This is a genomic window from Altibacter lentus (genome assembly GCF_000746845.1).
Taxonomy (GTDB): Bacteria; Bacteroidota; Bacteroidia; order Flavobacteriales; family Flavobacteriaceae; genus Altibacter; species Altibacter lentus.
The window spans coordinates 1,437,415-1,461,347 of sequence record NZ_KN050846.1; the positions used below are offsets into that span (position 1 = coordinate 1,437,415).

Sequence of the window (23,933 nt, forward strand, 5' to 3'; positions counted from 1 at the left end):
TGTATGATAAATTGTCAGGTTCGCGAAAGTATAAAAATTGTAATTTTACTGCCCTATGAGTGCACCACTGGCAGAACGCATCCGACCGAAATCTTTAGAAGACTATTTGAGCCAACAGCATTTAATTGGCCCCAAAGGAGCATTACGCGCTCAATTGACCTCCGGCATGCTCTCGTCCATCATCTTTTGGGGACCTCCGGGAACAGGCAAAACCACACTTGCTTCGATCATCGCCCAACAAACCGACAGACCCTTCTATACGTTAAGTGCGGTAGACAGTGGGGTAGCAGCCGTTCGGGAAGTCATTGAAAAAGCAAAGAAAAGTGATACCTTATTCTCGACCAAAAACCCCATTCTATTTATCGATGAGATACATCGATTTAGCAAATCGCAACAGGATTCGTTACTAGGGGCCGTAGAGAAGGGATGGATCACACTTATTGGTGCCACTACCGAGAACCCAAGCTTTGAGGTCATCCCCGCGTTATTATCGCGATGTCAAGTCTATGTGCTGGAAGCTTTCAGCAAAAACGACCTGGAGGCTCTTTTAAAGCGCGCAATTGAAAAAGACACGCTACTTGTCCAAAAAAAGATTGAACTGCAGGAAACAGAGGCTATTATTCGTTTATCGGGCGGAGATGCTCGTAAACTGCTCAACATTCTTGAACTTGTAGTACTTTCAGAAGAGCGTGAACCCATCGTGGTGACCAACGAGATGGTACAGCAAAAAGTGCAAAAGAATACGGTGCTGTATGATAAAACGGGAGAACAACATTACGATATCATTTCGGCTTTTATAAAGTCCATTCGGGGCAGTGATCCCAACGCAGCTGTGTATTGGTTGGCCCGAATGATAGAAGGCGGTGAGGATGTGAAGTTTATTGCGCGGCGTCTTGTGATCCTGGCTTCTGAAGATATTGGGAATGCCAATCCAACGGCGCTTGTTTTGGCAAATACTGCATTTCAGTCGGTAAATATCATAGGATATCCTGAAGCCCGTATTATTTTGAGTCAGTGTACCATTTACTTAGCGACCTCGCCAAAGAGCAATGCTTCTTATGCGGCTATAAACCAAGCGCAGCAATTAGTACGACAAACCGGAGACCTGTCGGTGCCTCTTTCCATTCGGAATGCACCAACAAAACTAATGAAGGATCTGGGATATGGTAAGAATTACGAATACGCACACAATTATGAAGGGAACTTCGTGGCTCATGAATTTTTGCCGGAGGAGATCAAGGGTACTACGCTCTATGATCCGGGTACAAACACAAAAGAAAACACATTGCGAAGCTACCTTAAATCACTTTGGAAAGACAAATACGGCTATTGAGGTCCTCGTATTTTAGTTCTTAACCATTTCGAATTTCATGGGAACCAGCTCTACCATCCCTTCTACTTCACGCTCAATTATAATTCCCTGGTCCACGATATATCCAATCCCATTGAACATACTCGTCTTGGCCAGAAAGTTATTAGGCCGTGCTGTAGGGACCAATTCGCCTATCTTCTCATTCTTGTAGAGAATGGAATAGCCCCCCTCTAACGCTTTCAAGGTATAGTCGCCATACACGTAGGTTGCATTGCTGCTTCCAATTTTTGGTGCAGCTTCGGAAGAAACCACAGTAACGCTTTCTGGCGCTTCTTTTTCTTTTTCTGAAGCAGGTAGTGTTTTAGGAGTTGTACTTATTTCTGAAGCTGTATCGAGTACAGCCGCACTAGGGTCGAATATTTCAAAAGCATTTCGAAGCGAATGCTGGAATGCTTTCTTATATTCTTTGAACTTACTTCGCCCCTCTCCACTTCTATACACCTCATTTCCGTTGCAATCCTTCAATATTACATAAGTTCGCGTCCAGATAAATCCGGGAGAGAGTTCTACATCGGCCCAAAGCGCATCGCAACGGGGAATGTTGGGCAGTTCCGTTTCAAAAACGGCATTGAGTCCTTCTTTATTAAGTAAAAACTTTGTAAGGGAGTTCATTTGATATTGATCGGGTTCTTTTAAAAACTCAAAAAAAGCAGGAACCACGACATATGGATAGTCTGAAATGTTTTTTTGAGCGTTCCCCTCAATACAAAATAAAAGTGTTAATAATACAAGAAGGCCATATCGTCTCATTCTTCGTCAAATTTTATATTAAACCCTAATTGCAAAGATATACTTTTTGCCTTTGCAAGGTTTCCGTACCGAAGCAAATTGTCGGCAGCTATATAAAAGTTGAATTTACCAATGTCTGCAACCAGTCCTAAACCAACATTTGACGAGGAATAAGGATCTATCGTATAAGTTGCTTTCGCCGAAAGATAGTCGGTGAACCGTCTATAGTAAAAAGCTGTTGCCGCGGTTTGAGGGGCCTTTGGTCTAAAGATACTGTATAGCTGTATCCCTACAGACTGATTCCTGTCAATACTCCCGCCGGGATTTCTGCAATCGCATTCTTTCCCTTTTCCAACAATACGCCCAAATTTATAGGTGAGTCCGCCATTTAGCTTTAACGGACGCATTTGGGTGTACGAATTGGTCAAGGTGTCTATTGGGATTTCCCGCTCGATCTCATCTTCAAGGTCATCGTAATACGGCAAGGTTCCTTGTCCGTCTGCCAAGGGCGGGAAAATAAGTTCAATACCATCAAGCGTATACGTTCCGCTTGCCTGATAGGTTTCCACATCGTTCGAATGGAAAATGGTTCCAAGGTCCAAGACGCTTGCACTGGCAGTAAGATTATTGGTAATGTCGTAAGTTGCTCCCAGATCGATACCCAGTCCAATGTTCCCTCCAAAAAAGGCTCTCCCCAATATCTCATTGGTTACTTGGGAAGCTCCGTCCAGGTCCCGTAAAGAGGCGATTCCGGAGGTCTCCACCGTAACATTGGCATTTTGTACTGTATGTTCGTAAATATTAACACTGCCATCTCCCAATCGAGTGACAAAGGTACCCGAGTTGCTTGTACTGCGATAGCTAATCATACTGGAATATAATTTAGCTCTGGCTCCTATAGTGAGTTTATCTGTAATTTGCTTATTGGCACCAAAATGAAAAACAGTCATAAAATCTCCTGTGGTACTCACCTCTCCCAGATCGAATTCATAGTCCAAGTAATCTCTATTTCCCTCCCATGCCAAGATTGCCAGGTCTCTTGGGAAATAAAGAATAAAATCGAACTCCTGATAGATTCCGCCGGAGAAGAAAATATCATTTTTAGCACGCCAACCAAAATTAATAAGTTCCAACTGCTCTGTGGCGGTAAAGAAATCTGTGTTCTCCATTTCAAAGATCTTGTTACGTATGCGCGTGTTGATGTCTACATCAGACTTCCCAAAAATATCATAGACCGAAACACCTGAAGCACCGCCGTTAACGTGCAGCTGAGACAAGAATGGTATCCCAAAATGCATTCTTTGAGGTGCTTTCCCTCCCGGATTGAGCAGTAAGGATTGAGGAATCTCTTCAACACCATAGATAAGCTGCTTGTTTTGTGCAATAGTCGTGAACGCCCATAAGGCGATGATACATGTTATTAGATCTCGCATTGTATTAAAATTCCAGGTAGTAGGTAGTTTTAGATTGTAGGTTCAAGGTGCCTTCCAAAGTTTGGTTGGAGGACGGGATAGTAACCGATACGACCACTTTGGAGGCTGCGGTCAACCGTGTGATATCATCCCCTTCGACCACTTCTTCAAACTCTGTAATAACAGGATCTTGGGGGGTTCCTTGTATTACATTGGTTTGTGTGGTGTAGGTCGTGTCGTTGGTTTCACTTAAAAATTGAAAATCGACCTGAAACGTTCTAGGTATTCCATTGGTGAATTTAAAATAGAACTCGGCTCTTCGTAAACTTTCCTGAATTTGCGCGTCGTCCAGAAAGCGAATGTCTGTAGTATCGGTGACGGTGAGTACAGGGGTGTTATTGATAGAATCGAAAAAATGGGATGCTGTTAGGTTGAAATAGATAAGGTCTAGTTCAACAACAGGTGTAAGGGCAATATCCTCGGCCTGATCGAAATCGGTGTCCTTGACACAGGCAAACAACAGGAAACTCAAAAATACAGCCGCTACCGGCAATAATAGGTTCTTCTTCATGACTGGGGATTGTTCGTGTAAGTAACGGTAATAAATACGTAAATATTATGATTACAGATGTTTTTTAATTTCCGGCAAGCGATGGATCGCTCTGTAACCTTGAGGTACCACTTCATTTCGGTAATTATAAAATAATGTATGCATTCCAATAGCTTCGGCTCCCAAGATATCTGCTTCAAACGTATCGCCAACCATGAGACTCACCGATGGTTGTACAGCCGCTTTCTCGAGTGCTTTTTGAAATATAACAGGATGGGGCTTCTTTAACCCTACCTCTTCGGAAGTGGTGACCGTTTCAAAATAAGGAGCGATACCACTATTCTTGAGTTTTAAATGCTGTACAGTATGAAATCCGTTGGTGATGATATGAAGCACATATCTTTCAGATAAATACGCCAAAATTTCTTCGGTCCCATCGAACAAGTGATTGTCTACAGGTAGTTCTACAATGTAGGTCTCGGCCATTAGGTCGATCAATTCCAAGGGCATAGGCATCTTAAAGGAATTGAAGGTGTCTGTAAGCCTGCCACGGCGCAATTCTTCTTTAGTAACTCGATCTTCCCGAAAACGTTTCCAGTATTCAAAATTAATAGGTTCATATATCTTTACGAAATGTTTCACATCCATGTCGATATTGTGTTTTTTGAACACCCGTTGAAATGCCAGCATCGAGTTACGGTCGAAATCCCACAGCGTATGGTCAAGATCGAAGAAAATATCGGTAACGGAAGGATTAGGCATCTGGATTTAATTTTTTGGAGAATAGCTCACGCCATATCGTATTACCGATCGTTGGCGTAAAATCTCTATTGGTGAAAACAATGGAAAACGTACCGTGTACCTCGGCTACAGCAGCCCACAACTGGTCTATCTTCTTTGTGATATCGGACGCATATTTATTTTTGAACGATCTCGTGGACGCAGTAATTGGGTGAACGATCAAAGGTGTTTTGATCTCGTAGTCCAGATCATAGAATAAGAACGGTGTGCAAGTACCTGCTCGAAATCCCGGTTCGTTCTCATAGCCCATAGTGAAATCCTTTTGCACCTCCAGTTCCACCAGATTGCGGTACAATTCGGGTAGATTTACCAAATATTGGGCGTTCATAGAGCTTTGTAAGCTTCGGTTGGTGATGCTCTCGATGCGTTTCTTCTCACTGCGCAACATCTCGTAATCCTGCAATGCTTCAAAAGAAAAGATAAGACCTACCTCCTTATAATCTGAAACATACTTGAGCAACATCTTGAACTTCTGGCGGTAGGTATTGATGCTTTCTTCAAATACGGTGGCTTCGCCCAACAAGAAGAATACGGTTAATTTATTCGTGCTTTTTCGAGCTTCAGAAATAAGCCATTGGAAGGTGTCGAAGGGATCCTGCCGTAGGCCCAAGATCACCCGTGTCCTCTCTAAGAATCGTGACATTTTAAATTTTAAAAGGTCCTTTCCGTAGCCAACCAACGAGCGAAACGCCCCCCTTTGATTATACGCATAGGGTTGTCGCGCTTTTACCAGATTGTGAACCGTCATGCTCTTAAATGAAAAGATAAGGCTCGGAAACTGTTGTAAGAGTACGGCTTTGAACTTGTAGGCCCAAATATCCACTACCGGTTGAGAGAGAAACCCGTTTTTGAACGCCAAACTTTCGTTGGCGGGGTAACGGCCCATTCCATCCTTTACATGCGGGAGGTATTCTTCAAAACGGCTCAACAGGTAAAATCCGGCCGAAAAGATATCGAACGGCAGGTCGCTCTTTTCTCCTGTTGCAAAAAAACATTTGGTCGCCTCCCATTCTTTTACGGTAATTTCCTCACTGTCGATACCTTGCTGTGTGAGCAGACCATGACTTTGAATAAAAAGTTCGTTTCCCATGGGTTGTTTCCCATACGATAGTTTTGCTCCGTCAAAAGCTATAAAATCTTCGATCTGTGATGTAAAATTCACCTCCAACCCTAGGATTCTGGTACAAATATGCTTAAAGATGTAGGTGATCCTGGGTGTGACCTTTTGGGTGTAAACTAATAATATGGACACTTATAGAAGGTTTTCGTCTGCAAAGCTAAAGTACGCTTTTTCGGTAATTATAAGGTGGTCCAATACCTTAATGTCCAAACTTTCTCCTGCTTTTTTGAGTTTCTGGGTCAAATCCTTATCGGCCTGACTTGGGTGTAGCGTCCCTGACGGATGATTATGTGCTAGTATAAGTGCTACAGCTCCCAGCTGCAAGGCATTCTTAAAGGCCAACCGCACATCCACCAAGGTCCCTGTAATACCTCCTTTGCTCAATTGAGCGGTCTGTAAGACCTTGTTGGCATTGTTCAAATAAATGATCCAGAACTCCTCATGGGGAAGTTCTGAAATGATGGGTTGCATCAGTTCAAAAACCGAAGTACTGGAATTTATCTTCTTTTTTTGAAGTGCTTCTCCCATACGACGACGGCGTCCTAATTCTAGGGCTGCCAAGATGGTAACAGCTTTTGCTTCTCCAATCCCCTTGAACTGCAAGAGATCGCTTAATTCCAGCTTACCCAGTTCGTTCAAGTTGTTCGCTGTCGACGCCAATATACGTTTACAGAGCGCTACGGCACTTTCATTGCGACTTCCCGATCCAATAAGGATCGCAAGTAACTCGGCATCACTTAAAACAGCATGCCCCCTTTGAAGTAATTTTTCCCGTGGTCGGTCCTTTTCACTCCAATGTTTTATCGAAAATGGTGATGACGTTTTCCCCATATTTTATTCGTTTCTGAAAAATGAATACGATTTGAATAAAAATAGTATCGGGGAGTTGTTACCAACTAGTATATAGAAGGCTGAAGTATTTCAAAGATATAAAACTAAAATTTTGTTCGTACCTTTCCTATTCACTAAATTTTTAATCGATGAAATCAATATTTGAAGAAGATGCTTATAATGAACTCCTCTCACGCATTGAAAAATTAAGTCCTTCGTCAGAACGCCAATGGGGCAGTATGGATGCAGCTCAAATGTTGCACCATTCACAAAAACCTTTTGAGATCCCGCTTGAAAAAACGACCATTAAAAAGCCCAATATTTTAATGAAGTTGATGATCAAAAGCTTTAAACCGCTGCTGTACAATGATAAACCCTGGAAGAAGAATTTGCGGACGGCAAAAGAATTTGTAGTGACGGCGCCCAAGGATTTTGACAAGGAAAAGCAATATCTGTTGGACCTTATGGCCGAATATTATGCTGAACGCAACCGTGAATCATGGAAACCGCATCCCGGATTTGGTCATTTCACCAACGCACAGTGGGGGCAAATGCAATACAAACATCTTGACCATCACTTACGCCAATTTGGTGTTTGAGGACCCGACTGAAACGGGTACAAGCTCCTAAACTGTCGTTTATGCCAAATTGGGGATTGTACTTTAGAGAGGTGTGCAGCGACCGCTTTGTTAGGGGCCTATCAATAATTGATTCCTGCTATAAAAAATTTTTCTTTAAATATTTTAAATATTATCGTAAACAGTATAGCATACAAAGCGTAGTTGTATTTTTAATTTTAATTTGAATAGAAAACCTTGTCATGTATCCGCCGCCTTATCATCAATCTACCGATATTCAAAAAATGATCGCCCTTATTCGGGCGTATCCTTTGGGAATGCTCGTTTCTGCACTCGAAAGCAAGCCTTTTATTACTCATATCCCAATCATCTATAATCAGGCAAGCGGTGCGTTGATCGCTCATATTGATAAATACAATCCGCAGGTTGAAACCCTTAAAGAGGGTGCCGAGGTTACCGTTGTCTTTCGGGGTCCTGATGCCTATATATCTCCCAGCATCTATACAACAGAGCAATTACCCACGTGGAATTACATCATCGCCCATATAACGGGTACCGTGAGTTTGATCAACGACCCTGAAGCCGCTAAAGAGACCATGATCGCTATGACTAAGTTTTTAGAAGGTCCCCAACAACGTTTTATTTTAGAACGGGACAATGAACGGATGGACCGCGCCGTGAATTACATTCAAGCTTTTGCAATTACTATTACAAAGTGGGAGGGAAAATTTAAATTATCGCAGGATAAGATCGAAGCCGATCAACAGAATGCCAAAGAAGCACTTATAAAAAAATCCGGCGAAAGTGCTGCCGGATTTATTGATAGTATATATCACTAAAGCTACTCTATCAGTTCATAGCTCATAAGTCGCTTTTCCAAAATATGTTGTGGGTTATTAACGGTTGAAGATTTTCTAAAAACATAACCTATACCTTCTGAATAGTAGATCTCATCGCGTCCTTGGGAAGTAGTTCCATCATTTAATATGGCATACAACTCATTATTTAAACAAGTAAACTGTCCCGCCGGGACTTCTATCGAAAAGTCCTCCGGTTGTAAAACGCCGTAGACATTCCCCCAATCATATTCATCTATTAAATAGTCACTTACACTTTCTCTGGAATAGTAGATCGTTCCTGTTTCATCTACGAGAAACCCAAGAGAGTCTCTCAATTTTTGATTGGTAACACCTTCGTCAGGACATAAGGGACAATTGGTAGTATCCCCGGTTGTTGTACTCGTAAAAACAAAATATGTTTCTGAGTTTTCGGTTGTGGTACCTGTGATCTCTACCTCTTCTGTTACATTTAAATTTTCAAAATCGTTTGAGTCTCCAATTCTGCTGAAATAATTATAGGTCCAAGTATTGCCAATTTTTAAGGCATAAAAATTTTCCGTATCTGATTGCTCTACCGAGGAATCATCATCTTTGCATGACGTGAATAAAGATAGTAGCACTACTAAAAAACACGATATTCTTAGCATAATTTTTAAGGTTTAATGGTTAGGTAGAACTCTATTATAGGCGGTACGGTTAGTCCTTTTTTAACGGAAGTAAGAATCAATTTATTGTATTCTTTAAAAATATGTCTTTACTTCATTAAAATCCAGACCTCCGTAATTACCGCTGCTCATAAGTAGAAGCGCAGTATTTTGAAAGTCCTGTGAATACAAGTACGTCTTGAAATCGGCGGGATTTGTGAAGACCATAAGATCATCCCGTCCAAAAGCTTCATCGATCTGTTCCCCTTTTATCTCTTCCAGTTTCTTTATCATCACTGCGTGCGGTGAATAAAACACCACGGCACTGTCTGCCGCATCCAGGGCACCTTGATATTCCTTTAAAAATTCGGGGTTTAAACTGCTGTAGGTGTGTAACTCTAAACAGGCTATTAGTTTTCTATCGGGGTATTGATCCTTTACAGCCTGTGTAGTTGCCTTTACCTTACTGGGCGAATGGGCGAAATCCTTATAAGCCACTGCAGTGCCACTTTCGGCAATTTTCTCTAGTCGTTTACTCGCTCCGCCAAAAGTGGCGATGGCTTCATAAAAATCATTAGCATCCACCCCCATCAACTGACAGATCCATCGGGCGCCTTCCAGATTGTTTAGGTTGTGTTTTCCAAAGATCTCTATAGGCATAGGTCCTTCGGGGGTTTCGAGAAGCGTTTGGCCGTTTTCGATGGTATACGAAGGCGTACGGTAAGGGTACTTTTTTATAAGACTGGCGGTGCGACCCACTACTTTTTTTACCTCAGGGTCTTCTTCATTGTAAATGATTGCTCCTCCGTCTGTGATCTGCTCCAGGAAAACATCGAACTGCTCCACATAATTCTCAAATGTTGGAAAGACATTAATATGGTCCCATGCAATGCCACTAAGCAAGGCAATGTTGGGTTTATACAAATGGAACTTTGGACGGCGATCGATGGGTGAGGATAGATACTCATCTCCTTCCAGTACAATGAAATCGTTGTCATCTGTAAGTTTTACCATGACGTCGAAACCTTCCAGCTGAGCTCCCACCATATAATCGACCTCTTTGTGGTGATATTGAAGTACGTGTAGGATCATGGACGTAATGGTGGTCTTTCCGTGCGAACCTCCAATAACTACACGGGTTTTGTGCTTAGACTGCTCATAGAGAAACTCCGGATAACTGTAGATCTTTATGCCTAATTCCTTGGCACGAAGTAACTCCGGATTATCGTTCTTGGCATGCATTCCAAGGATTACGGCGTCCAGTTCCTTAGTAATCTTTTCAGGAAACCATCCATAGGTTTGAGGAAGAAGTCCGCGATTTGCCAATCGACCCTTGGAGGGTTCGAATATTTCATCATCACTCCCTGTTACCTGATCTCCTTTATCATGCAGGGCCATTGCCAAATTGTGCATGGCACTACCGCCTATGGCTATAAAATGTATGCGCATTCGCTCTATTTTTTTTGTAAAGATATATATTCTAAATCGCAATAGCGATTGCGGCAGGTAGCTTTTGCACAGCAAAACTACAGCCAAAAGCGCGCCCTTACTTTTACTTAAAGTAAGGGATTGCCCAAAAAAATTTACAAGGCCAGAATACGTTCTTTCTCTTTTTTGGCTTCTTCAAAATTGGGTCGCTCGGCCAATGCTTTGTCTATCCATTGCAGGGCCGTTGCTTTTTTTCCCAAATTTTTGTAGATCTGTGCCAATCGATAGTAGGCCCAGTCCTTGGGAACACCGTCTTTGGCAGAGTGATTCTTGATATATGCCTGTAAACTGTTAATGCCGAGTTCTGCATCGAGATTGTATTGAGCCGCTATCTTGCCAATTTGATAGTTCAACTGATTGCGTTTGTGGACCTGCAACGAGCGGGAGGTCGTTTCTAACGCCTCCTTAGGCTGGTTGTTCTTTTCGTAGTAGTTGGCGAGCTTCTCATACGTATGTTCAGACCCACCCACCTCAATGGCCTTTTTGTAGAAACGTTCTGCGTCTTTGGGACGATCGCTGTATTCGGCCACGTAGCCATTGGCCAAGAAGCCATCTACAGGCGAAATTCGGGCGAGCTCGTTTGCATACTTTATGGCCTTCCGCTCACTTCCGCCAATAATGCCGGGTAACTGTATGTAAAATTCCACAAGAGCCCAACGCACTTCTATATGGTTGGGATCCAATTTAGCCGCTTCCTCAAAATGGTATTTTATATCTCCAATATACGTTACTGCCCGGATTCGGCTTATCTCAAGAGCCTTCATCCCCATGGCGCCACCGTATTTAAAATGGTAATTAGCACTCTTTTGGTCTGCATCTACCAGCGACTTGTAGTATTCCATGGCCGTATCCCAGTCTTTCTTATATCCCGCAATGTCTCCCAGGTATTCTTGCGTTTTACGATGGTCCGGATGTTCCTTGAGGTATCGCTCGAAAATAGGTTGTGCTTTACTGAATTTTTCCTGCTTAAAGTAGTTTTCGGCCTGGGAGTAAGTATCTTGGGCATGGATTGCCGGCGTGAGAACACTACAAAGGATTAAGAAGGAAATGAAATTTTTCATTGTTAACATTATATAAAAATGGATTGCGTATGGAATTAATTCTCCTTAGGAGGAAACTTTTTAAGTGCCTTAGAGATCACCGTGTAATAATAGCTCTCTTTTTGGGCAGGTGTCGCTCTTTCTTTGAAGGAACCATCCACAACGGCCTGCCATACCAGTTGATCTGTTTGAGCGTCAATAAAATCGATGGTAAGTGTTTGATTTACTTCTTTGCCTCCTATAGGAATGCCGCCACTTACACCCACTCCTACATTACCGCCTCCTCCGCCAACACCTATACCTATCGTATTCCTTGAATTTGAGAGGTATTCTTTCGCAAAAAAATTGATCAAGAGTTGGGGATCTTCTGTTTTTTTAAAGTTTGGTCGCTGTGCCAGTACGCTGTCGACAGCCTTCATTATTCGATTATCATCAAGATCGTTTAAGCCAGAATCGATAGTAGGGTAAAAAGCGTAGGTCTTATAGGAACTGAAATCTGCTTTTTTGTCGTAATCTATTGCAACTGCGGCACCGCAGGACATTAGCAATAGGGCAAAAAAACAAAGAAATAGGTTTCTCATGGCAAATCTTTCAATAAAAGTACGCAAAAATCCAGCCAAGAGTTTTTAACAAAGGGTTAAAATTCCCCTGTCCTAGGCATTAAGCATCGCCCACAATTTGTCTTTGAGTTCTATTAAGCCTTGTTGCGCCACCGAAGAAATAAAAAGATAGGGAATGCCTTTAAACTCCTTATCCAGCAAAGCCTTCATCTCGGTCTTTAGTTCTTCATCCAGCATATCACTTTTGGAGATAGCGACCAGGCGTTGTTTATCCAGCAATTCGGGGTTGTAACGTCGCAACTCGTCCAGTAGGATCTCATACTGTTCTTTAATATCCTTAGCGTCGGCGGGAATCAAAAAGAGCAACGTAGAATTACGTTCAATATGACGCAGAAAATAATGCCCCAGTCCTTTTCCTTCGGCAGCACCTTCAATAATCCCCGGAATATCGGCCATGACAAAGGTTTGATAGTCACGATACTTTACAATGCCCAGATTCGGTTTCAGCGTAGTGAATTCGTAATTGGCGATTTTGGGTTTGGCAGCGGTCACGACCGACAACAAGGTAGATTTTCCAGCATTGGGAAACCCTACCAGCCCTACATCGGCCAGAACCTTCATCTCTAAGGTGATATCCATTTCTTCGCCTTCCAGCCCCGGTTGTGCATATCGGGGTGTCTGCCGGGTCGCACTTTTAAAGTGGTCATTCCCCAGACCTCCTTTACCTCCTTTGGCAATAATACGCTCTTCCCCGTCTTCGGTAAGTTCAAAAAGTATGTCTTGTGTGGCGGTATCTCGAATAACCGTTCCCAAAGGCACATCGACATAGACATCTTCCCCATCGGCACCTGTGCTAGTTTGTTTACCTCCGGATTCCCCGTGTCCTGCCCGAAAATGACGCTTGAACTTTAAATGATATAAGGTCCATAGATTCTTATCGGCTCGAATGATCACATGACCTCCACGTCCGCCGTCACCACCATCGGGGCCACCTTTAGGCAGATATTTCTCTCTACGCATATGCGCACTTCCTTTTCCTCCTTTTCCGGAAGTTACGTGGATCTTTACGTAGTCTACAAAATTGCCTTCGGTCATAAAAGTATTAAATACAAAAGGTAACATTCAAGAACTATTTGACTCAACTCTTGAATTTTACGTTTATCGGTTTATAGTTTATCAATTACTTTACTCAAACGTTCAGTAATATCTTCAATACTGCCCACACCGTCTACGCCGTGGTATTTGTTTTGGTTTTGATAATATTCCTTTAAAATATCGGTCTTGCGATAATATTCTGCAATACGTTCGCGAATTACGGCCTCATTGGCATCGTCTGCCCTTCCACTTACCTTTCCTCTTTCCAAAAGGCGTCCTACCAGGATCTCGTCGTCTACTTCCAGAGCGACCATGGCGTTGATCTGTGAATTCATATCGTCCATTAAGTGAGACAATGCTTCAGCCTGTGCTGCGGTTCGTGGGAATCCGTCGAAGATAAAACCGTTTGCCTGCGGGTTCTTTTCCACTTCGGCTTTTAACATGTCGATGGTAACCGTATCCGGCACCAGATGTCCTTTATCCATGTACGATTTTGCCAAGGTTCCCAGCTCGGTCGCATTCTTTATATTATATCGAAATACATCACCTGTAGAAATATGTACGAGTTGGTATTTCTGCTTTAAAATTTCAGCTTGTGTTCCTTTTCCTGCCCCCGGTGGGCCAAACAATACTATATTCTTCATATTCGTTTTTGATCTTTCGTTTCCTTCTGAAATGGCTGTTATGGGCGCTCCTTCTGAAGGGTTCTGTTTACGATTGAATAATGATGATAAAAATCGCCACATAATTAAAAGTGCAAAGATAACAATTGCAAAGAAGATTGTACCTTTGTGCAAAGAAACCTTTATGACAGACTTTTTTTCTTCAGACTTCACTTTAGGAATTCTTGGCGGCGGCCAATTGGGCAAAATGATGCTCTACGAAACGCGCAAGTTCGATATTAAAACCCATGTCCTTGATCCCAGTGCTCAGGCGCCTTGCCGTATTGCCTGCGACCATTTTGAACAAGGGGATCTCATGGATTACGATACGGTGTACCGCTTCGGAAAAAAGACCGATGTACTCACATTCGAGATCGAAAATGTGAATGTTGATGCCTTGGCCGCACTCGAAAAAGAAGGAAAAAAAGTGTTTCCTTCTTCTGAAACTCTAAAAAACATTCAAAATAAAGGGATTCAGAAGCAGTTTTACAAAGACCATAAGATACCCACCGCTCCCTTTATAGTCTACGACAACAAGAACCAACTCAATGAAGCGATCGTCCGAAAGGAATTGCATTTTCCGTTCGTTTGGAAAAGTTGCACAGGCGGCTACGACGGAAAAGGGGTGAGCATCATTAGAGATGCCGAAGCAGTTATTCCCTTGCCGGACACTGCCTGCATCGCTGAAAAACTGGTGCCCTTCAAGAATGAACTTGCCGTGATCGTAGCGCGCAATGTTTCGGGTGCTGTAACTACCTATCCGGTGGTCGAAATGGAATTCCATCCGGAAGCCAACCAAGTAGAATACGTGATCTGCCCGGCCCGTATCGACGAAACTGTAGCGGCCAGAGCAAGAACCGTTGCCACCCACGTTTCCGAGGCGTTCCAGCACGTAGGACTGTTAGCGGTAGAACTATTCCAGACCGAAGACGATGATATTCTGGTCAATGAGGTGGCACCACGTCCTCACAACAGCGGACATCACACCATCGAATCCTCTTATACCAATCAGTTTGAGCAGCATCTTCGTGCTATCTTGGACCTTCCGTTAGGCAGGACCGACAGCAAGGTGGGGGGAGTGATGGTGAACTTAGTAGGCGCAGAAGGTCATACCGGCGAGGTACAATACCAAAATATAGAATCTATCTTAGCCATGGAAGGGGTTACACCGCATATCTATGGTAAAAAAGAGACGCGTCCGTTTCGAAAAATGGGCCACGTGACTATAGTCGATGAAAACCTCAGCAAAGCGAGACTGGTCGCCGAAGAAGTTAAGAAAACTATTAACGTTATTAGCAAATAATTACAGATATGAGTAAAGTAGGAATCATTATGGGAAGTACCAGCGATATGCCGGTCATGCAGGAAGCGATCGACATCCTTAAAGGATTTGACGTAGAAGTAGAGGTTGATATCGTTTCGGCACACCGCACCCCCGATAAACTCTTCAACTATGGAAAAAATGCCCATACACGGGGTATCGCCGTGATTATTGCAGGCGCCGGTGGTGCAGCCCATCTTCCGGGTATGATCGCATCACTTTCGCCACTACCCGTTATTGGTGTTCCGGTTAAGTCGAGCAACTCAATCGACGGCTGGGATTCTATCTTGTCTATTCTTCAAATGCCGGGCGGCGTTCCTGTTGCGACAGTTGCCCTCAACGGCGCTAAGAATGCAGGTATCCTAGCGGCTCAGATCATCGCTTCCGGCGACAGTTGTATGCTCGACAAGGTCCTCGCCTACAAAGAAGGTTTAAGACTAAAAGTTGAAGAAGGTGCCAAGAAAATAAATCCATAAACATACCATGGACTTCCTCCTTCTCTATTTATTTTAATACACATCATATTACATGAATCCCCTACTACACCCTTTCGACACAGCTCCTTTTTCAAAGATCAAGAATGAGCACTTCCTTCCTGCCATTGAGGAATTGATCAAAAAAACGAAGTCGGAGATCGAAACCATTGCAACTAATCCAATGCCACCCACTTTTGAGAATACGGTGGAAGCGCTTGAGGATTCGGGACGGCAGTTGGATAGGGTGACCAGCATTTTTTTTAATCTGAATAGCGCAGAAACGAACGACGATATTCAGAAGATCGCTCAGGAAGTCTCACCGCTCCTTTCTAATTTCAATAACGATCTTTTACTCAATAAACCCTTATTTGAAAGAGTGAAGGCCGTATATGAAGAAAAAGACTCGTTAGGGCTCGATGCCGAGCAACAAATGCTCTTGGATAAGCAGTACAAAAGTTTTTCACGCAACGGGGCCAACCTTTCAGAAAAAGACAAAGAAACCCTTCGTAAGATCGATGCAGACCTTGCTAAGCTGAAACTAACTTTTGGAGAAAACGTCTTGGCCGAAACCAACAAGTTTCAGCTGGTAATCACAAATGAAGAAGACCTTTCCGGACTTCCCGACGGGGCTAAAGAAGCAGCGGCTCAAACAGCCTCCGAAAAAGGAATAGACGGCTGGGTCATTACCTTGGATTACCCCAGTTACATTCCCTTTATGATGTATGCCGATAAGCGCGAACTTCGAAAAGAACTGGCCATCGCTTTTGGAGCGAAAGGATTTCACAATGATAAACTGGACAATCAGTTAAACGTGCTGACCATCGTAAATCTTCGCCATCAAAGAGCACAACTTCTGGGCTATAAATCACACGCACATTTTGTACTTGAAGAACGGATGGCAGAGACACCCAAAAAGGTACAGTCCTTCCTCCTTGAACTTCTGGAAAAGGCCAAACCGGCTGCCTTAAGAGAGTTTAGTGAATTAGAAACATTCGCAAAGGAACGGGACGGGATTGACAAATTACAGAAATGGGATGGTGCCTATTATGCCGAAAAACTAAAGCAGGAGCGTTTTAATCTTGACGATGAAAAATTAAAACCTTATTTTGAACTAAAGAATGTGATCAATGGTGTGTTTACCGTGGCAGAAAGGCTCTACGACCTACAGTTTAACCCTATTGACGATATAGACGTCTATCATCCGGATGTAAAGACCTATCGTGTTACAGACAACAACAATGAGCCGGTTGCAATTTTCTACGCCGATTTCCATCCTAGACCTGGAAAACGAGGAGGCGCATGGATGACCTCGTACAAATCTCAAGAGATTCGTGATGGCGTGAACGAAAGACCCCATGTTTCGATTGTATGTAATTTTACAAAACCTACCTCCAGCAAACCTTCCCTCCTAACATTTAACGAAGTGACAACGCTCTTTCATGAGTTTGGACATGCCCTTCATGGCATGTTGGCGAACACACGGTACAAAGGACTGTCCGGGACGAGTGTTTACTGGGATTTCGTGGAATTACCCAGCCAGATTCTGGAAAACTGGTGTTACGAAAAAGAAACCCTCGAACTGTTCGCTACCCATTACGAAACCGGCAAAGTGATCCCGATGACCTATATTGAAAAGATCAAAGAATCGGCTACGTTTCACGAAGGTATGCAGACCTTGCGCCAATTAAGTTTTGGCATGCTGGATATGGCATGGCATGGCAGTGATCCTTCCCACGTTAAAGATGTTAAAGCATTCGAAAAAGGCGCTTTCGCGCTCACAAAATTATATCCCGACGTTCCGGAGAATTGCATGAGCACTTCCTTTTCACATATCTTTCAGGGTGGGTACTCTGCCGGGTATTATAGTTACAAATGGGCCGAAGTGTTGGATGCCGATGCCTTTGCGTATTTTCAGCAAGAAGGCATTTTCAGTAAAACCATCGCGAATAAATTTAAGGAATTTATCCTTTCCCAAGGAGGCACGCAGGATCCCATGGAATTATATGTTAAATTCAGAGGGCAGGAACCCGACCCTGAAGCCCTGCTCAAGCGGGCCGGATTAATAGAACGTTAATAGTTTCAATTACTTAGCGAAACTTTTCTATTTTTGGTAAAACTAGTTGCCTAAGGTATGTCTCAAGTCGAATTGGACCCTAATTTATGGGTTGACCGTTATTCCGATTATCTCTACAATTACACCATTGTACGTGTGAACGATCATGAAATGGCGCAGGACCTTATTTCAGAAACATTTCTTGCCGGCTTGAAGTCTAAAAAGAACTTTAAAGGTGAGGCCAGTGAGCGCACGTGGCTCATTTCGATCTTAAAACGAAAGATTATAGACCATTATCGTAAGTCCAATAGTCGCAAAGGCAAGGCAGAGGTACGTATGACCTATTCCGATGATGATGCCGAAGGGGACTGGCTTGAAGAGCGCGTAGAGGACCTTTCGGATAAAACTGCCGAAGACACAATGGAAAATGAGGAATTGGGGCTTGCGATCTTAAATTGCTTAGAAGGACTCAACGATCGTCAGGCGACCATTTTCAAGATGAAGACCATAGATGGTTTCGACACAGAGGCTATATGTAATGAATTTAATATCACACCGTCTAACCTTTGGGTGATCATTCACAGGGCACGTACTGCCATGGCCGATTGCCTACAAAAAAACTGGTTATAGTAGTATGAAGATACACATGAAATGCAACGAAGCAACCCACGTATGCGATAAAGCTCAATATAAAGAGGCAGGTTTTTGGGAACGGCTTTCGATGAAAATACACCATATATATTGTCGCATTTGCAGACAGCACGCCATAAGAAACACGAAACTCACGCACCTTTTTCAGCGTGCTAATCTTAAAACACTCACAGCTTCAGAAAAAGAAGCCATTAAACAACGTCTAGGCCAAGATCTGGATCGCCAATAGTAATAGCAAATACCACACAATAGGAATGCCTTCTACCCAAAACGATGCGTAATATGCGGGTTGTTTTTTTTCAGAAAAAAGGATCAAAACAGCCGTTAGTACACAAACGATCAACAAGCTTACCGCATAGGGCAAGAACACGTCCTCTTTAAAATACTCGATCAAAAAGCAGACACCTAAAAGTACACTCCCTAAAGTCTTTGTAGCAAAAACACCTATTCGTTGCGGCAGGGTTCCCAAGGTTTTTTTATCGAACGGAAGGTCTCTTATCTCAAACGGAATTGTAAGTGCAATAACGATCATGATGCGTTGTAGCGTACTGATCCATACACCTAGGTCAATGGTTTCTTCGGAAGCGATCACCGGCAGGATCACGGTGACGCCTGCCCAGACAATAGCCACAATAAAGATCTTTATTCCGCTGAAATTCCTCAAATTTTTTTTCCGGATCAACGGAATAGCATACAGGAGTGTAAGGATGCCAAATATGGTAGAAACCGCGAGCACTTGAAACGATTGCTGAAGCGCGAAATAAAGCAATAATACGAAGCAACCCAGGGAGAAGATCTGTATCGATTTTAATGAATCTGTGAGCCGGCGATGGTGCAACCCGGCGATCGCGGCATACTTTACAAAATTATAACCGGTTATCGTCCCAAAAAAAACATAGCCCAGCAACGAAAACTGCAGTTCCAGCTCCAATTCAACTTGGGTGACCAAGAACAGTGCGAGTACGGCCAAAGCAACGTGAATACTGCTTTGAATGTAAAAACTAAAAACACGCTTAAGGCCCTTCATACTACAAAAATAGACAAAGTGTTAGCAACCCGGATTTTTGGTTGAAAAGTTATGGTTGCTCAACGTTAAAATAGCCTTTTTTGTCCATTAAAATATGTAGTTTTGCACCTTAAATTTAATAGCAACAAATGAATACAGATTCTTTTGCCCTTAGACATATTGGTCCTAGAAGAAGTGACCTCCCTGAAATGCTAAAAACCGTTGGTGCAGAAAGCCTTGAGCAACTTATTCTGGAGACCATCCCTAACGAGATATTGCTTCAAAAGGAACTCAAGCTCGACACCGCTATGAGCGAGAATGAATATCTGGAGCACATCACCGAATTAGCAGCAAAGAACAAAGTGTTCAAGACCTATATTGGCTTAGGATACCATCAATCCATTACCCCTCCGGTGATACAGCGGAACATTCTTGAAAATCCGGGTTGGTATACGGCTTACACCCCCTATCAAGCAGAGATCGCCCAAGGGCGTTTGGAAGCCTTATTGAACTTTCAGACCATGGTCACCGATCTTACAGGCATGGAACTCGCCAATGCATCACTTCTGGACGAAGCCACCGCTGCAGCCGAAGCAATGACCTTGTTATTCGCGGTGCGGGAACGAGAGCAAAAGAAGAACAATGCATCAAAATTCTTTGTTTCGGAAGAGATCCTTCCGCAAACTTTGGATCTATTAAAGACACGAGCTACGCCCATAGGCGTGGAACTGGTTGTTGGCAATCATGAAACCTTTGATTTTTCTTCAGAATTTTTTGGTGTAATCCTACAATATCCCGGCAGAACCGGTCGTGTCCACAACTTCAAAGATTTTATAGCAAAAGCCAAAGAAGCACAGATAAAAGTTGCTGTTGCCGCAGACATTTTAAGTTTAGTGAAATTAGAATCTCCCGGGCATTTTGGAGCCGATGTAGTTGTGGGAACTACCCAGCGTTTCGGAATACCCTTAGGATATGGAGGACCACATGCGGCTTATTTTGCCACAAAAGATGAATACAAGCGTAGTATCCCGGGTCGTATTATTGGTGTAACCAAAGACACAGACGGTAACCGTGCGTTACGCATGGCCCTTCAAACAAGGGAACAACATATAAAACGTGACAAGGCTACCTCCAATATTTGTACGGCACAGGTCTTACTCGCTGTAATGGCCGGAATGTATGCAGTCTATCATGGTCCAAAGGGATTGGAACATATCGCCAGTAAAGTCCACAATACTGCCGCGACACTTGCCGATGCACTGGAGCGTCTGGGCTTCTACCAAGCAAACGATACTTATTTCGATACGATTGCGATCAAGACTGATGCTACTAAGATCGAATATCTTTCAGAAGGAAAAGAAGTGAACTTCTATTATCCGGACAATGAAACAGTATCGATTTCGGTGAACGAGACCACGACTCTTAAGGATCTCAATAAAATTATTCAGGTTTTTGCTGAAGCCTTCAACAAGGAGACCATTAAAGTGACCGAGTTGCTAACGGGGAATAAAATTCCGAAGGAAGTAAACCGAAAAACCCTGTTTCTTCAAAACGAGGTCTTCAACACCTATCACAGTGAGACCGAGTTGATGCGTTACATAAAGAAACTAGAGCGTAAGGACCTTTCATTGAACCATAGCATGATCTCTCTTGGCTCTTGTACCATGAAGCTAAATGCTGCCGCCGAAATGCTACCCTTAAGTGACCCACAGTGGGGAAATATGCATCCATTTGTTCCTGTTGAACAAGCAGAAGGATATCAACAAATGTTGAAGAAGTTAGAAAATCAACTTACCGAGATCACAGGTTTTGCCGGCACCTCATTACAGCCCAACTCGGGAGCTCAAGGTGAATATGCCGGATTAATGGTCATTCGTGCCTATCACGAATCTCGCGGGGATGCACACCGTAATATTTGCTTGATTCCTTCTTCAGCACATGGTACCAATCCGGCCAGTGCCGTTATGGCAGGAATGAAGGTAGTAGTGACAAAAGCAACGGAAGACGGCAACATTGATGTCGATGATTTGCGTGCCAAGGCCATTGAGCACAAAGAAAATCTTTCGTGTCTCATGGTAACCTACCCTTCCACTCACGGGGTTTACGAATCGGCCATCCGCGAAATTACTGGTCTTATCCATGAGAATGGCGGACAAGTATATATGGATGGGGCGAATATGAATGCCCAAGTCGCATTGACCAATCCCGGGGCGATTGGTGCCGACGTGTGCCATTTGAATTTGCATAAGACCTTTGCCATCCCTCACGGAGGTGGCGGTCCGGGTGTAGGCCCTATTTGTGTTGCACAACAATTGGTGCCGTTTTTACCCTCAAACCCGGTCATAGAAACCGGAGGCTCACACGCCATTACAGCAATCTCTGCAGCACCTTGGGGTAGTTCCCTCGCATGTTTGATTAGCTACGCCTATATCTGTATGCTGGGAGAGAACGGCTTGAAGAAAGCTACCCAATACGCTATCCTTAATGCTAACTATATTAAAGAGCGACTTAAGGGACAATTTGATGTTCTCTATACCGGAGAGAAAGGAAGAGCAGCTCACGAGATGATCGTTGATTGTCGTCCGTTTAAAGAAAAAGGCATTGAGGTAACCGATATTGCAAAGCGACTAATGGATTATGGGTTTCATGCGCCAACAGTGTCCTTCCCTGTAGCAGGTACCTTAATGATAGAGCCAACAGAAAGTGAAAGCAAAGAAGAATTGGACCGTTTTTGTGATGCGATGATCTCCATACGCAAAGAGATCGACGCTGTGGACAAGGATGAACCCAATAATATATTAAAGAATGCGCCACACACCCTTACTATGGTGACAGGTGATAGCTGGGAATTCCCGTATACAAGAAAAGAAGCCGCATATCCGCTAGACCATATCCTTGATAATAAGTTTTGGCCTACGGTACGCCGTGTGGATGATGCATACGGAGATCGAAATCTTATTTGCACCTGTGATGCCATTGAGGCCTATATGGAGGCGTAGTAAGAAATGTAAATTTTTCAATATTGTAAGAAGGATTTATTTCAGTAAGTTTTACAAGGGTACCTACGTACTTTTCAGTATTTTAGTCAAAATTTAATTAAACATGGGTGTTATCATAAAAGGTACTGGGAGTTATATCCCCGAAGGCATCGCCAGAAATGACGCCTTCGAGAATCATCGTTTCTTTAATGAAGATGGCACACGTTTCGATTACGAGAATGATGTTATCATCGAGAAGTTCAAGGCGATCACGGGAATTGCAGAACGCCGTTACATTAAAGATAGTTTGACCACCTCCGATATTGCTTCCTTTGCTGCAATTAAAGCTATCGAAGACGCCGGTATCGATAAAGAGGAACTTGATTATATCATCGTCGCACATAATTATGGCGACGTCAAGCACGACTCTGTACAAAGTGATACGGTACCGAGCATTGCCAGCAGGGTAAAACACAATCTTAAGATCAAGAATTCTGCTTGTGTGGCCTACGATATGCTCTTCGGGTGCCCTGGCTGGGTAGAATCTGTGATTCAAGCTAATGCCTTTATTAAAGCCGGCATGGCAAAGAAATGCCTTATTATTGGCGCTGAAGCTTTATCGAGAGTTGTCGACCAGCACGATCGTGATTCCATGATTTACAGTGATGGTGCCGGAGCAGCAGTAGTAGTTTACGATGAAGGATCACACGGTATCCTTTCTCATAAAAGTGCCACCTTTACTTACGACGAGGCGCACTTTATCTATTTTGGAGAATCGAACAATCAAGAATTGACCGATGCGCGGCGGTATATAAAAATGTATGGCAGGAAGATCTATGAGTTTGCCTTAAATAATGTCCCCTCGGCAATGAAGGAGTGTCTGGACAATGCGGGAATCGATATTAAAGAACTTAAAAAGATCTTTATTCATCAGGCCAATGAAAAGATGGATGACGCCATTGTAAAACGCTTCTATAAAATGTATGGAGAAACGCCACCACCCGATGTGATGCCTATGACCATCGATAAACTTGGTAATTCTAGTGTGGCCACTGTTCCAACACTGTATGACCTGGTTCGTCGAAAGGAACTTGGAGCACACAGTGTTTCAGAAGGCGATATCGTGATCTTTGCAAGTGTAGGCGCCGGCATGAACATCAATGCTATAGTCTACAGAGTTTAAGTATGTACGAAGGAAAGTACCCAAAAAAGAGATATAAGCATACGCTGCGTTTTTTAAAGGAAGTAATTCCCTCATCTGCCAAGATCTTGGACCTTGGCGTGGAAAATCCTTTTTCAGATATCATGAAACAACAGGGTTATTCGGTAACGAACACCCAAGGTGAAGATCTGGATACGAATACTTTGGCAGTCCAAAAGGAGGGTTTCGATGTGGTCACAGCTTTTGAGATTTTTGAACATCTGGTTTCTCCATATAATGTAATCAAGGATATTAAAGCTAAGAAACTGGTTGCTTCCGTACCGCTCACTTTATGGTTTGCTTCGGCTTATAAAAGCAAGACCGATGAACGAGATCGTCATTATCATGAATTTGAAGATTGGCAATTTGATTGGTTATTGGAAAAAGCGGGTTGGACCATAAAGAAACGTGAGAAATTTACCAATCCTGTTAAAAAGATCGGAATCCGGCCTATTCTCCGTCGCTTTACTCCCCGTTATTATTTGGTATATGCAGAAAGAAGGTAAATTAATATATTCTTTAATAC

General features: G+C 43.1%; 23 protein-coding genes. 10 read left to right on the forward strand and 13 right to left on the reverse strand.

Annotation, left to right across the window (positions count from 1 at the left end; translation table 11 throughout):
- Positions 1-55 precede the first annotated feature (55 nt).
- Positions 56-1,333: a replication-associated recombination protein A gene (locus tag JS40_RS06765; protein ID WP_034259339.1), complete on the forward strand. Its 1,278-nt coding sequence runs from the start codon at positions 56-58 to the stop codon at positions 1,331-1,333.
- A gap of 12 nt (positions 1,334-1,345) precedes the next feature.
- On the opposite strand, the gene JS40_RS14795 is transcribed toward JS40_RS06765, so the two are convergent.
- The 6 genes from JS40_RS14795 to radC are packed head-to-tail and all read right to left on the reverse strand — an operon-like array spanning position 1,346 to position 6,815.
- Positions 1,346-2,122, reverse strand: a complete 777-nt coding sequence (locus JS40_RS14795; protein ID WP_051957516.1) for a hypothetical protein — start codon at positions 2,120-2,122, stop codon at positions 1,346-1,348.
- The gene (locus tag JS40_RS06775; protein ID WP_034259341.1) at positions 2,119-3,534 is read right to left on the reverse strand and encodes a DUF5723 family protein; all 1,416 of its coding nucleotides are present in this window, start codon (positions 3,532-3,534) and stop codon (positions 2,119-2,121) included. Before JS40_RS06775 ends, JS40_RS14795 begins: the two co-directional genes overlap by 4 nt.
- Positions 3,535-3,538: 4 nt before the next feature.
- On the reverse strand, positions 3,539-4,084 hold the full coding sequence (locus JS40_RS14800) for a hypothetical protein (protein ID WP_051957517.1): 546 nt from the start codon (positions 4,082-4,084) through the stop codon (positions 3,539-3,541).
- Positions 4,085-4,135: 51 nt separating this feature from the next.
- Positions 4,136-4,825 (reverse strand): YjjG family noncanonical pyrimidine nucleotidase, encoded by a 690-nt coding sequence (locus JS40_RS06785; RefSeq protein WP_034259342.1) that lies wholly within the window; start codon positions 4,823-4,825, stop codon positions 4,136-4,138.
- Positions 4,818-6,116 carry a DUF7033 domain-containing protein gene (locus tag JS40_RS06790; protein WP_051957518.1) on the reverse strand — a complete coding sequence of 433 codons (1,299 nt, stop codon included), beginning with the start codon at positions 6,114-6,116 and terminating at the stop codon, positions 4,818-4,820. Before JS40_RS06790 ends, JS40_RS06785 begins: the two co-directional genes overlap by 8 nt.
- On the reverse strand, positions 6,117-6,815 hold the full coding sequence (gene radC, locus JS40_RS06795) for a RadC family protein (RefSeq protein WP_034259343.1): 699 nt from the start codon (positions 6,813-6,815) through the stop codon (positions 6,117-6,119).
- Between the two features lie 149 nt (positions 6,816-6,964).
- Between radC and JS40_RS06800 the strand changes: the two genes are divergently transcribed.
- The gene (locus tag JS40_RS06800; protein WP_034259346.1) at positions 6,965-7,414 is read left to right on the forward strand and encodes a DUF1569 domain-containing protein; all 450 of its coding nucleotides are present in this window, start codon (positions 6,965-6,967) and stop codon (positions 7,412-7,414) included.
- A 221-nt stretch (positions 7,415-7,635) separates the two neighbouring features.
- Entirely contained in the window at positions 7,636-8,232 is a 597-nt protein-coding gene (locus tag JS40_RS06805) for an FMN-binding negative transcriptional regulator (protein ID WP_034259348.1), read from the forward strand.
- Positions 8,233-8,234: 2 nt separating this feature from the next.
- On the opposite strand, the gene JS40_RS06810 is transcribed toward JS40_RS06805, so the two are convergent.
- From JS40_RS06810 to JS40_RS06835, 6 genes are all read right to left on the reverse strand, one after another.
- Positions 8,235-8,879 carry a hypothetical protein gene (locus JS40_RS06810; RefSeq protein ID WP_152558149.1) on the reverse strand — a complete coding sequence of 215 codons (645 nt, stop codon included), beginning with the start codon at positions 8,877-8,879 and terminating at the stop codon, positions 8,235-8,237.
- A 93-nt stretch (positions 8,880-8,972) separates the two neighbouring features.
- Positions 8,973-10,325 carry a UDP-N-acetylmuramate--L-alanine ligase gene (locus JS40_RS06815; protein WP_034259352.1) on the reverse strand — a complete coding sequence of 451 codons (1,353 nt, stop codon included), beginning with the start codon at positions 10,323-10,325 and terminating at the stop codon, positions 8,973-8,975.
- 134 nt (positions 10,326-10,459) lie between these two features.
- Complete coding sequence (locus JS40_RS06820; protein ID WP_034259354.1) at positions 10,460-11,425, reverse strand: tetratricopeptide repeat protein; 966 nt, start codon at positions 11,423-11,425, stop codon at positions 10,460-10,462.
- Between the two features lie 35 nt (positions 11,426-11,460).
- A complete protein-coding gene (locus JS40_RS06825; protein ID WP_034259356.1) occupies positions 11,461-11,985 on the reverse strand; it encodes a DUF4136 domain-containing protein in 525 nt (174 codons plus the stop codon).
- Positions 11,986-12,057: 72 nt separating this feature from the next.
- Positions 12,058-13,059 (reverse strand): GTPase ObgE, encoded by a 1,002-nt coding sequence (gene obgE / locus JS40_RS06830; RefSeq protein WP_034259358.1) that lies wholly within the window; start codon positions 13,057-13,059, stop codon positions 12,058-12,060.
- Positions 13,060-13,130: 71 nt separating this feature from the next.
- Positions 13,131-13,805: an adenylate kinase gene (locus JS40_RS06835; RefSeq protein ID WP_233273946.1), complete on the reverse strand. Its 675-nt coding sequence runs from the start codon at positions 13,803-13,805 to the stop codon at positions 13,131-13,133.
- Positions 13,806-13,866: 61 nt separating this feature from the next.
- Between JS40_RS06835 and purK the strand changes: the two genes are divergently transcribed.
- From purK to JS40_RS06855, 4 genes are read left to right on the forward strand one after another with little or no spacing between them, the layout of a single operon-like run.
- Positions 13,867-15,024 (forward strand): 5-(carboxyamino)imidazole ribonucleotide synthase, encoded by a 1,158-nt coding sequence (purK, locus tag JS40_RS06840; protein WP_034262193.1) that lies wholly within the window; start codon positions 13,867-13,869, stop codon positions 15,022-15,024.
- An 8-nt stretch (positions 15,025-15,032) separates the two neighbouring features.
- Positions 15,033-15,518, forward strand: a complete 486-nt coding sequence (gene purE, locus JS40_RS06845) for a 5-(carboxyamino)imidazole ribonucleotide mutase (RefSeq protein WP_034259360.1) — start codon at positions 15,033-15,035, stop codon at positions 15,516-15,518.
- Positions 15,519-15,570: 52 nt separating this feature from the next.
- The gene (locus JS40_RS06850) at positions 15,571-17,592 is read left to right on the forward strand and encodes a M3 family metallopeptidase (protein WP_034259362.1); all 2,022 of its coding nucleotides are present in this window, start codon (positions 15,571-15,573) and stop codon (positions 17,590-17,592) included.
- Between the two features lie 57 nt (positions 17,593-17,649).
- Positions 17,650-18,201 carry a sigma-70 family RNA polymerase sigma factor gene (locus JS40_RS06855; protein WP_034259363.1) on the forward strand — a complete coding sequence of 184 codons (552 nt, stop codon included), beginning with the start codon at positions 17,650-17,652 and terminating at the stop codon, positions 18,199-18,201.
- A gap of 223 nt (positions 18,202-18,424) precedes the next feature.
- Here the strand turns inward: JS40_RS06855 and JS40_RS06860 are convergent, their stop codons facing one another.
- Entirely contained in the window at positions 18,425-19,249 is an 825-nt protein-coding gene (locus JS40_RS06860) for a UbiA prenyltransferase family protein (protein ID WP_034259365.1), read from the reverse strand.
- A 128-nt stretch (positions 19,250-19,377) separates the two neighbouring features.
- On the opposite strand from JS40_RS06860, the gene gcvP reads away from it, so the two are divergent.
- From gcvP to JS40_RS06875, 3 genes are all read left to right on the forward strand, one after another.
- Positions 19,378-22,227 (forward strand): aminomethyl-transferring glycine dehydrogenase, encoded by a 2,850-nt coding sequence (gene gcvP / locus JS40_RS06865; protein ID WP_034259367.1) that lies wholly within the window; start codon positions 19,378-19,380, stop codon positions 22,225-22,227.
- A 103-nt stretch (positions 22,228-22,330) separates the two neighbouring features.
- A complete protein-coding gene (locus JS40_RS06870; RefSeq protein ID WP_034259369.1) occupies positions 22,331-23,389 on the forward strand; it encodes a 3-oxoacyl-ACP synthase III family protein in 1,059 nt (352 codons plus the stop codon).
- Between the two features lie 2 nt (positions 23,390-23,391).
- Positions 23,392-23,913 carry a class I SAM-dependent methyltransferase gene (locus JS40_RS06875; protein WP_034259371.1) on the forward strand — a complete coding sequence of 174 codons (522 nt, stop codon included), beginning with the start codon at positions 23,392-23,394 and terminating at the stop codon, positions 23,911-23,913.
- Positions 23,914-23,933: the final 20 nt, after the last annotated feature.

Excerpts from the sequence above, each read along its gene's own strand:
- JS40_RS06765 (WP_034259339.1), top strand. The coding sequence starts at position 56 with ATGAGTGCACCACTGGCAGAACGCATCCGACCGAAATCTTTAGAAGAC.
- JS40_RS14795 (WP_051957516.1), bottom strand. The coding sequence starts at position 2,122 with ATGAGACGATATGGCCTTCTTGTATTATTAACACTTTTATTTTGTATT.
- JS40_RS06775 (WP_034259341.1), bottom strand. The coding sequence starts at position 3,534 with ATGCGAGATCTAATAACATGTATCATCGCCTTATGGGCGTTCACGACT.
- JS40_RS14800 (WP_051957517.1), bottom strand. The coding sequence starts at position 4,084 with ATGAAGAAGAACCTATTATTGCCGGTAGCGGCTGTATTTTTGAGTTTC.
- JS40_RS06785 (WP_034259342.1), bottom strand. The coding sequence starts at position 4,825 with ATGCCTAATCCTTCCGTTACCGATATTTTCTTCGATCTTGACCATACG.
- radC (WP_034259343.1), bottom strand. The coding sequence starts at position 6,815 with ATGGGGAAAACGTCATCACCATTTTCGATAAAACATTGGAGTGAAAAG.
- JS40_RS06800 (WP_034259346.1), top strand. The coding sequence starts at position 6,965 with ATGAAATCAATATTTGAAGAAGATGCTTATAATGAACTCCTCTCACGC.
- JS40_RS06805 (WP_034259348.1), top strand. The coding sequence starts at position 7,636 with ATGTATCCGCCGCCTTATCATCAATCTACCGATATTCAAAAAATGATC.
- JS40_RS06810 (WP_152558149.1), bottom strand. The coding sequence starts at position 8,879 with ATGCTAAGAATATCGTGTTTTTTAGTAGTGCTACTATCTTTATTCACG.
- JS40_RS06815 (WP_034259352.1), bottom strand. The coding sequence starts at position 10,325 with ATGCGCATACATTTTATAGCCATAGGCGGTAGTGCCATGCACAATTTG.
- JS40_RS06820 (WP_034259354.1), bottom strand. The coding sequence starts at position 11,425 with ATGAAAAATTTCATTTCCTTCTTAATCCTTTGTAGTGTTCTCACGCCG.
- JS40_RS06825 (WP_034259356.1), bottom strand. The coding sequence starts at position 11,985 with ATGAGAAACCTATTTCTTTGTTTTTTTGCCCTATTGCTAATGTCCTGC.
- obgE (WP_034259358.1), bottom strand. The coding sequence starts at position 13,059 with ATGACCGAAGGCAATTTTGTAGACTACGTAAAGATCCACGTAACTTCC.
- JS40_RS06835 (WP_233273946.1), bottom strand. The coding sequence starts at position 13,805 with ATGTGGCGATTTTTATCATCATTATTCAATCGTAAACAGAACCCTTCA.
- purK (WP_034262193.1), top strand. The coding sequence starts at position 13,867 with ATGACAGACTTTTTTTCTTCAGACTTCACTTTAGGAATTCTTGGCGGC.
- purE (WP_034259360.1), top strand. The coding sequence starts at position 15,033 with ATGAGTAAAGTAGGAATCATTATGGGAAGTACCAGCGATATGCCGGTC.
- JS40_RS06850 (WP_034259362.1), top strand. The coding sequence starts at position 15,571 with ATGAATCCCCTACTACACCCTTTCGACACAGCTCCTTTTTCAAAGATC.
- JS40_RS06855 (WP_034259363.1), top strand. The coding sequence starts at position 17,650 with ATGTCTCAAGTCGAATTGGACCCTAATTTATGGGTTGACCGTTATTCC.
- JS40_RS06860 (WP_034259365.1), bottom strand. The coding sequence starts at position 19,249 with ATGAAGGGCCTTAAGCGTGTTTTTAGTTTTTACATTCAAAGCAGTATT.
- gcvP (WP_034259367.1), top strand. The coding sequence starts at position 19,378 with ATGAATACAGATTCTTTTGCCCTTAGACATATTGGTCCTAGAAGAAGT.
- JS40_RS06870 (WP_034259369.1), top strand. The coding sequence starts at position 22,331 with ATGGGTGTTATCATAAAAGGTACTGGGAGTTATATCCCCGAAGGCATC.
- JS40_RS06875 (WP_034259371.1), top strand. The coding sequence starts at position 23,392 with ATGTACGAAGGAAAGTACCCAAAAAAGAGATATAAGCATACGCTGCGT.